We start from the raw sequence: 11494 nt of genomic DNA, 5'->3' as shown, positions 1-11494 counted from the left end.
CAAACTGCATTTTATCTATCAAGTTATTAAGGAAAGTACGAACAAGTTCACTGGCTTCAGCGTGGTAATAACTCTCTTTTAGTCGAGGCAAGTTTCGCCGTCCAATATAAGTATATTGGCAACAAACTTAACAAACAATAAAGAGAGCTTAGCCTACGCCCTTCGTGTCTATCAGAAGACTTTTTCGCACCTTCCTTAAACAATTTAAACGTACTATTAAGCTGAAATAAAAAAATTGGAGAACTTATGTTTCGTTATTTTCCGAGCAATTATCCATGGGACCTTTCGATCAACCTGGCACTAGAAATGGGGGCTCGTATAGGGGAAATTGAAGAAATGTGCGCACCGCTAAAAGAAGCGGCTAAAGCTAAAGACGAAGCGGGTTCAATAGCCTTTAGAGAAAGCTGGGAACGCATGGCGGATAAGCTGTGTGATTTGGCAAAAGAAGACGAAGACAAGGGTCGATTGTTATCTGCTGGTGACAAATATGCTCGAGCAGCAACCTATTATGGCACAGCTGAACGCTTGCAAGGCCTTGGAAGCGAAAGTCGACTAACCCTTTACAAACACTTTTTAAAAGTCTTCGCTAAGGGAACGACCTTAGCGAAAGAAAACTGTGAACGCGTTGAGATTCCTTATGAGGGTAAACACATATCCGCCTTATATGTTCGCGCCGAAGGCGTCGAAGGCAAAGCGCCCATTCTCGTTCAAGTCAATGGCCTAGATTCTATTAAAGAGATGATCTATCGCGTAGGCGTGCCTCAATTATTAGCAAAACGTGGCATTTCCTCTCTCATTGTTGACCAACCAGGTACAGGCGAAGCCATACGCCTACAAGGATTTACTGCCCGCTATGACAGTGAACATTGGGCCAGTCGAATTGTCGACTGGTTAGAAACACGTGACGACATTGATGCCAAAAGAATTGGTTTACAAGGGGTTTCCCTCGGTGGTTATTACTGCCCAAGAGCCGTTGCTTTTGAACCTAGATTTGCCTGTGGCCTTGTATGGGGAGCTAACCATGATTGGCGTGATGTACAAAAACGTCGCTTAGAAAAAGAAGGTGACTTTCCCGTTCCGCACTATTGGGATCATGTACGTTGGGTGTGGGGTGCAAAAGACATGGACGAATTTATGCAAATCTCTGAAAACGTCCACCTTGATGGTGTACTCGATCAAATCAAGGTGCCATTCCTCGTCACCCATGGTGAAAAAGATTCTCAGATCCCTCTTAAATGGGCGCACCGAACCTATGAGCAGCTCGTCAATAGCCCTAAACGTGAACTTAAAATTTTCACTGTTCGAGAAGGTGGTGTACAGCACTCTAGCTTTGATAACTCAGCCAATGCAGGTGCCTACTTAGTCGACTGGGTGGCAGAAACGCTTGGTGGTCATACAGCCTAACCACTTACTAGAGGAAAGAGATATGAAAGTTGTAGGTTTAGAAACCATTATTTTTGGGGTAGACGATATCCCTTCTTGTGCCATCTTTTTAACCGATTATGGTCTCATTCCAGTCGATGTTACTGATGAGGGTGGGCGCTTTGAGGCGCTGGATGGCACGGGCGTTGTTCTGGCTAAAACAGAGGATCCGAGTCTGCCAGCCAGTGTTGGTAATGGCTGTATGATGCGAAAAACAGTCATGGGCGTCGCTGACCAACAAAGTCTTGACGACCTGTATGCTGAGCTCAGTAAAGACCGTGCAGTCGAAACTTTAGCAGATGGGTCTATCGAATCTCATGATGACTCAGGTTTCGCCATTGGCTTTCAAATCTCTAAGAAAAAGCAGATTAACCTAGTGGGCGAAATTTCAAACCTTCCAGGCTCGCCATTTCAAAGACCGGTTAACCAACTGGGCGTCGACGTCGATGCGGAACAAATTCGTCCGATAAGCCTGTCTCACATTGTGTATTTTGTGCCAGATGTTAAAAAAGCAGAAGCCTTTTATGTTGAACGACTGGGCTTTCGCTGTACCGATCGTTTTGAAGACATAGGACCGTTTTTACAACCGAGCGGCAGTTTAGAACATCATACTCATTTTTTAATTGGTGCACCGCCGTTCATGCAAGGTGTTGAGCATTTTACCTTCCATTTTAGTGGCCCGACTGAGTTGATACAAAATGGGGAGCGCTTTATCAAGAAAGGTTATCAAGCCTTTTGGGGACCAGGTCGTCATATTTTAGGTTCAAACTGGTTCTGGTATTTCAACAGCCCGTTTGCTTGCCATATTGAAATGGACGCCGACATGGATCTTCACGACAAAAATTGGACGCCTCGTGTTTCACCGATGGGAGCAGATGCTTCACAGGCTTTTTTGATGCGAAATCGAGAGAAATGGGCGCCTGGGGCAGACACACCCCACAACGGTGATTATGAATAAAGGATCGAGAGAAAAGGGTCGTTCTTCCCTAACAAAGCGTGGTACGAAGCACCATTCCCCCTTGTTTAATAACAAGGGGGTCGGCCTATAACAACGGCCTTTAGCCTTCGCGACCACAGAATAAAAATAAATAACGTGGGTGATAAAATATGTTGATACTAAGAATCACAAACCAGATACGCTTTGGCAATGTAAAAGCCAGAATTTGCCGACCTATTATTTTCCACTTAGGAGACGTGTTATGAGTCAGCGATTTGGTTTAAAAGGTAATGTCGCTATCATGGCGTCGAACTGCGCAGGCATGCTTGATTTGGTTGCGTTACCCCTCTGGATAGGCGTGTTAGTAGCGGCTTATCATTATGACGCTCAGCAAGCTGGCGCGTTAGTGACTCTCTTTCTTATCGGTGCTGTTTGCGCAAGCCTATCAATTGCACCGCGTTTCAAAAAAATGAATCACAAACTGGTGACTACGGTTGGTTATCTGTCCGCGGGGGTGTGTTTTTTTATTGCCTCACAGACTTCCGGCTTTTTGCATTTAGCCATACTGCACTTGATTGCCGGTGCTTGTGCAAGTTCAGCGCTTAGCATGACCCATGGCACCGTTGCACGGGCTGAAAACCCTCATAGATTATACGCTATGACTGGGTTCGCATCCGGCTTGTTAGGCTTGGCATTTATGGCCGTTACACCAAACATCATCCAGCTAAAAGGTGGCCATTCCTTGTTTATTATCTTTGCGGGAGTAATGGTCTTAGCCGCTTTAATCTGTGCCCTAGCCTTCCCTAGAGTCAATTTTGACAAGCAAGAGTTAGAGAAAAGCGAAACCGTAACTCATAAAAAAATCCCCACTAATGTTTGGTACGGCATGATAGGCATTAGCTTAATGGTGGTGACACAGGCCATGACCTTTAGCTTTATGGAACGTGTTGCCAATGAGAGAGGCTTCAGCGCACAAGAAATCACCTTCATTCTAGTGGCGCTTTCCCTATTTAACCTTTTTGCTACTGTCATGGCTGGTATCTCAGAAAAACGTATCTCGACTCGTTTAGTACTTTTCCTTGGCCCTGTCATACAGGTGATCTTAGCCAATATTATTATGAATTCGTCGTCATTAGTGTTATTCGGTGCCGCGTCTATCGTCTTTGTCTCACTCATCATGTTTACCCATACCTTTGTATTTGGTTTGTTAGCTAAATTGGATACTTCTGGACGTGCTTTAGCCGCCACACCTGCAGTACTAATGATAGGCGCCGCAATCGGCCCGGTTCTCGGCGGCACCATTGTCAAGCTTGCCGGCTATCATGGTATCGGTATTGCGGCACTGTGTTTTGGCAGTCTCTCTGTGTTTTGCTTTATGCGTGTTTTTCACCAAGCTCCTCTAATGGTTAAATCGGAGCCTACAGTATGAAGGGACAAGGTGGAAAATTAGGCTTCTATCCTATCGCACTACTGCTTTTACTTATTTTCTCTATCAGCAAAAGCCAAGCGGCAACAAAGGATGCAATGGAGCGCGCTGCGACCCAATCCGATTTAGGTGATCATTCTGTTCTATTAGGTGCCGCCTACGCGGGCGCTTCTCTTTTTACCGTGGGTGAAAGAGGCTTAATTCTCCGCTCTAACGATAATGGTGAAAGCTGGCAACAGGTCCCCTCTCCAGTGAGTGTGACCTTAACTGGCATAGCCTTCAGCGATAAGAATAACGGTTACGCGATTGGGCACAGCGGCATTGTCTTAGGAACAAGCAATGGTGGTGACAGTTGGCAAGTTAAGTTAGATGGCCAAGCCTTAGCAAAGCAGTTACTCACGGAAGCCATCGATGACGGCGATAAGCAAACGATTCAAGAGATGCAGCGTTTCGTGACAGATGGCCCAGACAAACCCTTTTTGGACCTTTTACAACTGGGTCCAAAACATTTGGTGGTCGTCGGTGCTTATGGCCTTGCCATTGAAACAAAAGACGCAGGAAAAACGTGGCAATCTTGGATGGGGCGCATCGAAAACTTTTTCGGTTACCACCTTTATGCCGTCAGAAAACAAGGCAATCAAGTATTAATCGCGGGGGAACAAGGCTTCATTGCATTATCCGTGGACAATGGACAAACCTTTAAGACACTAGAGTCGCCATATGAAGGCAGTTTTTTCACTGCTGAGTTACTCCCAAATAACGATTTGATTGTTGCAGGCCTTCGAGGCAATGCTTTTGTTTCTCATGACAAGGGTTCTTCTTGGGAAAAAATCAATGATCAGCTACCTGCGTCTATTACCGCCTCGCTGATCAGTAAAACTGGACAGCTGTTTATGTCAACTCAAGCCGGCATGATACTGTCATTAGCAAACGACCAGTTGCTTCCTATTAATCACAAACCACTTCCGCCACTAACTCATCTAATAGAAACCTCTAAAGGTAATCTGCTTGCTCTTAGTATCAAAGGTTCCATTCCAGTGCACATAGGAAACTCAAAATGAAGTATGAAGTCCCTGTTTCCGACACTAAAAAAGCGCCTTTCGACCCAAACTCTGGGCAACTGATTGAGAGAATACTGTTTAATCATAGATTGATTGTGTTGATGATTTTTACCGTTTTGTCGGTCATTCTTGTATGGCAATCGAGCAAACTGACCATTAATGCAAGCTTTGAAAAAACACTTCCGACAGAACAAAGCTATATCAAAAATTACCTTAATTATGAGACAGAACTGACCGGGCTAGGCAACGCGCTTAGAATTGCCGTCGCCAACCCTGGTGGCAGTATTTATGATGCCCACTATCTTCAACTCTTGCGTCAACTAAGCGATGAAGTCTTCCTTATGCCAGGCGTGGATCGTGTCCAAATGAAATCCCTTTGGACACCTTCTACTCGCTGGATCGGTATCACCGAAGAAGGCTTAGAAGGCGGCCCAGTTATTCCAGAAGGGTACGACGGTTCTCCTGAAAGCCTACAACAGCTTAAAGCGAATGTTGCTCGCTCTGGGCAAATAGGCCAACTCATCGCCTCAGACGAAGAATCGACTGTGATTTATATGCCGCTGTTAAATCAAGACGCAACAGGCAAGCCTCTTGATTATGCAAGCTACTCTGAAAAATTAGAGAAGCTACGTGCTAAGTATCAAGAAAAAGGATTAGACATTCACATAACGGGCTTCACAAAAGTGATGGGGGACCTCATTGCGGGAGTGCAAACCGTTATTTGGTTTTTCGTTGTTGCTGTGGTCATCGCAACATTAATGGTCTTTTGGTACACCCGCTGCGTTCGCTCCACTGGCTTAGTGGTGTTTGCTTCTTTATTGGCTGTGGTATGGCAGTTGGGCATATTGCCAACGCTAGGTTATGACCTTAATCCCTATTCCATCCTAGTGCCTTTTTTAGTCTTTGCGATCGGTATGAGCCACGGGGCGCAGAAAATGAATGGCATTATGCAGGATGTAGGGCGAGGTTTTGACAAACTTGTCGCTGCTCGATTTACCTTTAGACGACTGTTTCTAGCGGGTCTTACCGCCTTACTTGCTGATGCGGTAGGTTTTGCAGTGCTATTAGTGATTGATATCAAAGTCATTCAAGAACTGGCCATCGCCGCTTCCATAGGTGTGGCGGTACTGATCTTCACCAATTTAATTCTACTTCCTATCCTGCTTTCCTATGTGGGTGTCAGCACTTCGGCGGCACAACGCAGTGTCGTTAACGATATAACGTCCGATGAAAGCAAAAAAGCGCCCATGTTTTGGCGTCTTTTGGATAAATTTACTCAACGAAAATGGGCCACCGCGGCCTTAACTTGTGGATTTATATTAGCGGCAGGCGGCTATTATCACAGTACTTATTTAAAGATTGGGGATTTGGACCAAGGCGCACCAGAGTTACGTAAAGACAGTCGATACAATCAAGACGTTGCCTTCATGAATAAGCATTATGGCGCTTCAAGTGATGTATTAGCCATTATGGTCAAAACCCCGGATGGTCAATGTTCTCAGTATCAAACACTGAATAAAATTGATGCGCTAGAATGGCAGTTACGCCAATTACTGGGCGTAGAATCCACCAATTCACTCCCCTTATTGTCCCGCAGAGTGTTAGCTGGATTAAACGAAGGCAACCCAAAATGGTATGAATTTTTAAAAAACCAAAGAATGTTAAATTATATCACTGCTGGTGCGCCCCGAGGGCTGTACAACAACAGTTGTAATTTACTGACTATTTATACCTATCTTGAAGATCACAAGGCTGACACCTTAAGCCGGATTGTGTCCCACGTCGAACAATTCGCTGCGCAGAATAATACTGATGATGTCCAATTTCTATTAGCGGCAGGCAGTGCTGGTATTCAGGCAGCAACCAACATAACGGTTAAAGAAGCTTGGTATAACATGCTCTTCCTTGTTTATGGGGCGGTCATCATTCTCTCCTTTATTACCTTTCGCTCATGGCGCGCCGTCGTGGTGGCGGTGCTTCCGTTAATGCTGACCTCAGTGTTAGCTGAAGCGCTAATGGTTCAACTTGAGATGGGCGTAAAAGTCGCTACCTTGCCAGTTATCGCCCTTGGAGTAGGTATTGGCATCGATTACTCCTTGTATATTTTATCCATTACTCTGGTGGAGTTACGTCGAGGTTCAAGCCTATCAAAGGCGTACTTAAGAGCACTTAATTTCACTGGAAAAGTGGTCATGCTCACAGGCATAACCTTATCGATTGGTGTTATTACTTGGGTACTTAGTCCCATTAAATTCCAAGCCGATATGGGGTTATTGCTGGCCTTCATGTTCTTATGGAACATGTTAGGAGCGCTTATTTTGCTGCCTGCGTTAGCACACTTTTTATTAAAGCCCAGTTATGCCAATGCAAACCAGCAGGAGGTAAGTGAGGCTCGTGATCAAGATGTGACGCCACCTCAAACAACGAAAGCTGAATCGATAGCAGACGCGTCATCAGAAAAGACGCTGTCTGATACAAGCAACCGGCCCCTATCAACATCATTATGAATAAGTTCTCTCCTCTATGTCATGTTGATGACCTAGAGAATGACAGCACAAAAGGTTTTCTAGAAAACGAAAATGGGCAGGATGCCATTTTTATCGTGAAAAAAAACGGTGAGCTTTACGGTTGGAAAAATGCGTGTCCGCATGTGCAGGGAGCGCCGATGGCATGGCGTAAGGATCAGTATCTGAATACTCAGAAAACGCACCTTACCTGCTTTGCTCACGGTGCATTGTTTGACCCTACCACAGGGCTTTGTACTCAAGGTCCCTGTCTTGCTAAGACATTAGAAAAAGTTGAACTCTTCGTCAGTTCTGAAGGCATTGTTTCATTTTTAGACCTAAACAATAAGGAGTCATGATATGTCAGCGGTAAATAAAGTTTTGGTGATCGGTGGTGGTTTCTCGGGAATGGCCGCGGCAATCAGGCTATCTTACAACGGAATCGATGTCGACTTGGTCGAGATTGACCCAGATTGGTGTGAACTGGGTGCTGGTATTACTATTAATGGTGTCTCCATGCGAGCTTTAGAGATCCTCGGTCTTTATGAGGAAGTCGTTAAGCAAGGGTGTGTAACCGATACCATCGGCATGTATTTAAGTAATGGTCAGCTGTTAACCAATCTACCAACGCCAAGCCCAGTCGGTTCGAGCGTAGGCGGTTGTGGTGGTATTTTTAGACCGACCTTGGCACGCATTATGTCCAATGCAACACTTGAAGCAGGCGTTAACGTGCGTTTGGGTTGTACCTATAACAGCATTACTCAGGCAGAAAATGGGGCGGAAGTGACGTTCACTGATGGTACGACAGGACAATATGATCTCGTCATCGGTGCGGACGGTATTCACTCAAAATTACGCCAAGAATTTTTCCCAGAGGTGCCAAATCCTGAATATGTCGGTCAAGGTGTATGGCGTGCCATTATGCCTCGCCCAGAAGAAATTGACCGTGTTCATATGTGGTTGGGTCAACACCTAAAACTGGGGGTTAATCCTGTTTCTGATTCGCTCATGTATATGTTCATCACAGAAGATCGTCCAAACAAAGAACACATTGATAAATCTACCTGGCCAACACTGTTTGCCGAGTTAATGTCGGAATTTTCCGATCCCATTGTTCAAGCCTTGATTCCTCGTGCTTATGATGAACGAGCCAGTATTGACTACCGCCCTCTGATGAATATCTTGGTCAAAATGCCTTGGAACCGTGGTCACCTTGTTTTAATCGGTGATACCGTCGCCGCCACCACTCCTCACCTAGCCTCAGGCGCTGGTATTGGCATTGAAAGTGCCATCGTTTTAGCAGATGAGTTAGCCGGAAATGAGGATCTAGACAGCGCGTTTGTAAGATTCCACGAACGTCGTTGGGAACGCTGCAGAATGGTTGTTGAAAACTCGGCTCGCCTCTGTGACATCGAGATTCATGGTGGTGATAAAGAAGAACATTCCGCCATTATGCGTGAATCTTTAATCGCTCTGTCTCAACCTATTTAATGAACCTTCTTTTTTTAACCTGCTGTACTATAGGAGTGAAGCCGTATGACTCTTCCAACAACTCATCGTGTTATAACGGGTCATGATGAAGAGGGTAATGCCATTATTGTCGAAAATGGCCCAATACCCACTACGATGGATTTCGACGCCATTCCAGGGACAAAATTTCATGAGATATGGAACACTACTGAAACACCAAGCGTCATTAATTTTGATGAGCAAGACCCAACTTTAGGGCCAGTTGTTTTATCGCCGCCAAAGAATGGGACACGTATTCGTTTTGTCGATATCCCGCCAGATACAGAAGAGTTTTTAACTCAGGGTAAAGACAAAATGGAGGGGGTCTTTTCGAGCATTGGTAGTAGTGAATTTTCAACGGTAAAAGAAAATTCACCACACCCCCTAATGCACAGGACAGAATCCATCGATTACGGCATCGTCATAGAAGGAGAGCTGACCCTCATTGTGGACGATGGAGAGGCACAGCTAAAGCCTGGCAGTGTGGTCATACAACGAGGGACAAATCATGCTTGGGCGAATAAATCCAACAAGATGTGCCGAATTGTCTTTATCTTGGTTGATGCTTGTTATGAGGCGGAATTAGACAAGGCTTTAACCGCTAACAATTAGCGAATAATCAAAGTCTAAAAAGCCATTCCGTTGGAATGGCTTTTTTGTTATTAAACAGGATAAGTATTTGCAGTGACATTCCTGAAAATAACGGATTCTCAGGAAAATTGAATAGATGGCGAGCGTCCAAATTGAAACGTCCAACATTGAGAGTAGCAACATAAAACCATCGTTACTCTCACGACAGGACGTTTAATTGGTTACGATTTCGAACGACGAAATAAAATGGTCAGTACGAATAATATCGTTTTGAAATTAAGCAACTTAAGAGCAGCTCTGGCTTCTTCAGGCTTAAGTCGCGCTTTCATTGGCATCGATCCAAATATCTTTCCCGTTATGACCAGATCGTCACCATCTTGCTCCAGCGCTCGGATGGTCATCAGCTCCTTACCTTGACCATCGTATACCATCATCTGTTTTTTCTTGTCGGAACGGCTCATCGCACTTCCTCATTGAATACTTTATCGTAGTCAATACCAAGGTCGTCCATCATTTGAATGGCAGTTGCACGGCCTCCGCCTGTCACGCCACCACCTGGGTGCATAGCGGGGCCCACTAGATACAAGCTTTCTACTTCAGGGACTCGGAAATCGCCAAGGTCAGGGGTCGGTCTATGGCCCATACTTTGATAAAAGGGATTTGCCGCACCATGAATATCGCCATTCAGAAAGCTGTTCGGGCTATAACGTTGATGGTCCATTGGCGAACCAATATGACGCACTATAATATTGTCATCGTCAATGCCGTCATAAAACTTACGATATTGTGCTAAAGCTTCATCAGCAATGGCTTCTTTGCTCTCATCCCACCCTTCTAATCCGCCTTCATGCAGTTTGGCAGGCACTAGATGTACACCGTAAAACACACCGCTGCCCGCCGGCGCTCTGGATGGATCTGTGTGAGTAACATCAAACCCACCAATCAAACGAGATGACGGTACTCCGCGTCGAATTTTATCAAACTCCATGCACATGTCGCGAACCGTATAAAAGTCCATCAGTTCTACCGCATGTGAGTGATACTCTTTGCCGACCTTCAGGGTCGCTTGCTTTTTCAAATTTAGGTGAATCATATTGACCGATATTTCAGTGGTCGTAACACGCTTTGCACGCTTAACAACAGGCTCTGGAACCCCCTCAACGAACTTATCCAAAACGTGCGGATGGATTGCGCCAATCACACCATCTTTCGCCATAAAGGTTTCGCCGTTAGTCAGTTCAAGTCCTGTCGCTTTTCCAGAAGAGACGATGACGCGTGCCACTTCAGCATCACATCGCACTTCCCCGTCATAATGCTCAATACATTTAACTAAGGATTCAGAGAGTTTGCCAGATCCCCCTTTCGGGACACCACCACCATAGGTATGAAGCATGGCGTTAGACAAGAAAGCCGCAATGCCTGTACCTAAATCGTCAGGATTAATCAAGGCTTCAGCGACGGCACGAAGCAAATGCAATTTAACCAGTTCATTTTCAAATGTTTCTTCGATAATGTCGCGAGCGCTACGCTGCATCATATCAAACATAAAACGTCCCTGATCGGATTGATCCATCATGGCGACAAACGCACCTAATGGCGTTGGCGGAATAGCAAGTCCTGTCATCATCATGGGCAAAACTTTCTGCCCCGCTTGAACAAACTGTCGATACACTTCGGCATCACGAGGAGAAACTTTCGCAAACTCTTCACAGGTCCGATCAAGATCTTTCCATGAAACGAGAACAGTGCCATCATCCCACACACTCACGACACTGCGATCCATGTAGTCATAACTCAAACCAAACTTAGACTGCAAACCCAGTTCGTCATTTTGTATTAAAGGGTTCGCTAAAATCATAACGTGCGTTGCGGAATGCTCGTCATTAAAATAACCAGGGGTCATCAACTCTCTTGTTGTGACACCACCACCGTAAAAAGGCTGCCGCTCCAAGACAATTACTTTTTTGCCGGCTTTCGCCATGTAGGCAGCAGCAACCAAACCATTGTGGCCGGCGCCCATTACAACAACGTCATAATGACTCAT

Annotated in this window: 10 protein-coding genes; 8 read left to right on the top strand and 2 right to left on the bottom strand. The window is 45.3% G+C overall.

What is annotated here, in order from left to right:
• The first annotated feature begins 246 nt into the window (after window positions 1-246).
• From FLAVO9R_RS07735 to FLAVO9R_RS07700, 8 genes are all read left to right on the top strand, one after another.
• The gene (locus tag FLAVO9R_RS07735; protein ID WP_159530209.1) at window positions 247-1404 is read left to right on the top strand and encodes an alpha/beta hydrolase family protein; all 1158 of its coding nucleotides are present in this window, start codon (window positions 247-249) and stop codon (window positions 1402-1404) included.
• Window positions 1405-1426: 22 nt separating this feature from the next.
• Window positions 1427-2380 carry a VOC family protein gene (locus FLAVO9R_RS07730; RefSeq protein WP_159530207.1) on the top strand — a complete coding sequence of 318 codons (954 nt, stop codon included), beginning with the start codon at window positions 1427-1429 and terminating at the stop codon, window positions 2378-2380.
• A 241-nt stretch (window positions 2381-2621) separates the two neighbouring features.
• Window positions 2622-3788 (top strand): MFS transporter, encoded by a 1167-nt coding sequence (locus FLAVO9R_RS07725; RefSeq protein ID WP_159530205.1) that lies wholly within the window; start codon window positions 2622-2624, stop codon window positions 3786-3788.
• Complete coding sequence (locus FLAVO9R_RS07720; RefSeq protein WP_159530203.1) at window positions 3785-4846, top strand: WD40/YVTN/BNR-like repeat-containing protein; 1062 nt, start codon at window positions 3785-3787, stop codon at window positions 4844-4846. Before FLAVO9R_RS07725 ends, FLAVO9R_RS07720 begins: the two co-directional genes overlap by 4 nt.
• Window positions 4843-7353, top strand: coding sequence for an efflux RND transporter permease subunit (locus tag FLAVO9R_RS07715; RefSeq protein ID WP_159530201.1), 2511 nt, complete (start codon window positions 4843-4845; stop codon window positions 7351-7353). The genes FLAVO9R_RS07720 and FLAVO9R_RS07715 overlap by 4 nt, the downstream gene beginning before the upstream one ends.
• On the top strand, window positions 7350-7709 hold the full coding sequence (locus FLAVO9R_RS07710; RefSeq protein WP_159530199.1) for a Rieske (2Fe-2S) protein: 360 nt from the start codon (window positions 7350-7352) through the stop codon (window positions 7707-7709). The genes FLAVO9R_RS07715 and FLAVO9R_RS07710 overlap by 4 nt, the downstream gene beginning before the upstream one ends.
• Before the next feature lies 1 nt (window position 7710).
• Window positions 7711-8841: an FAD-dependent oxidoreductase gene (locus tag FLAVO9R_RS07705; RefSeq protein WP_159530197.1), complete on the top strand. Its 1131-nt coding sequence runs from the start codon at window positions 7711-7713 to the stop codon at window positions 8839-8841.
• Between the two features lie 45 nt (window positions 8842-8886).
• The gene (locus tag FLAVO9R_RS07700) at window positions 8887-9471 is read left to right on the top strand and encodes a cupin domain-containing protein (protein WP_159530195.1); all 585 of its coding nucleotides are present in this window, start codon (window positions 8887-8889) and stop codon (window positions 9469-9471) included.
• A gap of 200 nt (window positions 9472-9671) precedes the next feature.
• Here FLAVO9R_RS07700 and FLAVO9R_RS07695 read toward each other — a convergent pair whose 3' ends face one another.
• Complete coding sequence (locus FLAVO9R_RS07695) at window positions 9672-9911, bottom strand: hypothetical protein (RefSeq protein WP_013661371.1); 240 nt, start codon at window positions 9909-9911, stop codon at window positions 9672-9674.
• Entirely contained in the window at window positions 9908-11494 is a 1587-nt protein-coding gene (locus FLAVO9R_RS07690; protein WP_159530193.1) for a phytoene desaturase family protein, read from the bottom strand. The genes FLAVO9R_RS07695 and FLAVO9R_RS07690 overlap by 4 nt, the downstream gene beginning before the upstream one ends.

The sequence above is a fragment of the Alteromonas sp. 38 genome (genome assembly GCF_902506055.1).
Taxonomy (GTDB): domain Bacteria; phylum Pseudomonadota; class Gammaproteobacteria; order Enterobacterales; family Alteromonadaceae; genus Alteromonas; species Alteromonas lipotrueae.
The sequence above is the reverse complement of the archived record's forward strand: the minus strand, read 5'-3'. Positions and strand labels throughout refer to the sequence as shown.

Bases quoted from the DNA above. Each gene is read 5' to 3' on its own strand.
- FLAVO9R_RS07695 (WP_013661371.1), bottom strand. From the start codon at position 9,911: ATGAGCCGTTCCGACAAGAAAAAACAGATGATGGTATACGATGGTCAA.
- FLAVO9R_RS07735 (WP_159530209.1), top strand. From the start codon at position 247: ATGTTTCGTTATTTTCCGAGCAATTATCCATGGGACCTTTCGATCAAC.
- FLAVO9R_RS07725 (WP_159530205.1), top strand. From the start codon at position 2,622: ATGAGTCAGCGATTTGGTTTAAAAGGTAATGTCGCTATCATGGCGTCG.
- FLAVO9R_RS07710 (WP_159530199.1), top strand. From the start codon at position 7,350: ATGAATAAGTTCTCTCCTCTATGTCATGTTGATGACCTAGAGAATGAC.
- FLAVO9R_RS07690 (WP_159530193.1), bottom strand. From the start codon at position 11,494: ATGAGTCATTATGACGTTGTTGTAATGGGCGCCGGCCACAATGGTTTG.
- FLAVO9R_RS07705 (WP_159530197.1), top strand. From the start codon at position 7,711: ATGTCAGCGGTAAATAAAGTTTTGGTGATCGGTGGTGGTTTCTCGGGA.
- FLAVO9R_RS07715 (WP_159530201.1), top strand. From the start codon at position 4,843: ATGAAGTATGAAGTCCCTGTTTCCGACACTAAAAAAGCGCCTTTCGAC.
- FLAVO9R_RS07720 (WP_159530203.1), top strand. From the start codon at position 3,785: ATGAAGGGACAAGGTGGAAAATTAGGCTTCTATCCTATCGCACTACTG.
- FLAVO9R_RS07700 (WP_159530195.1), top strand. From the start codon at position 8,887: ATGACTCTTCCAACAACTCATCGTGTTATAACGGGTCATGATGAAGAG.
- FLAVO9R_RS07730 (WP_159530207.1), top strand. From the start codon at position 1,427: ATGAAAGTTGTAGGTTTAGAAACCATTATTTTTGGGGTAGACGATATC.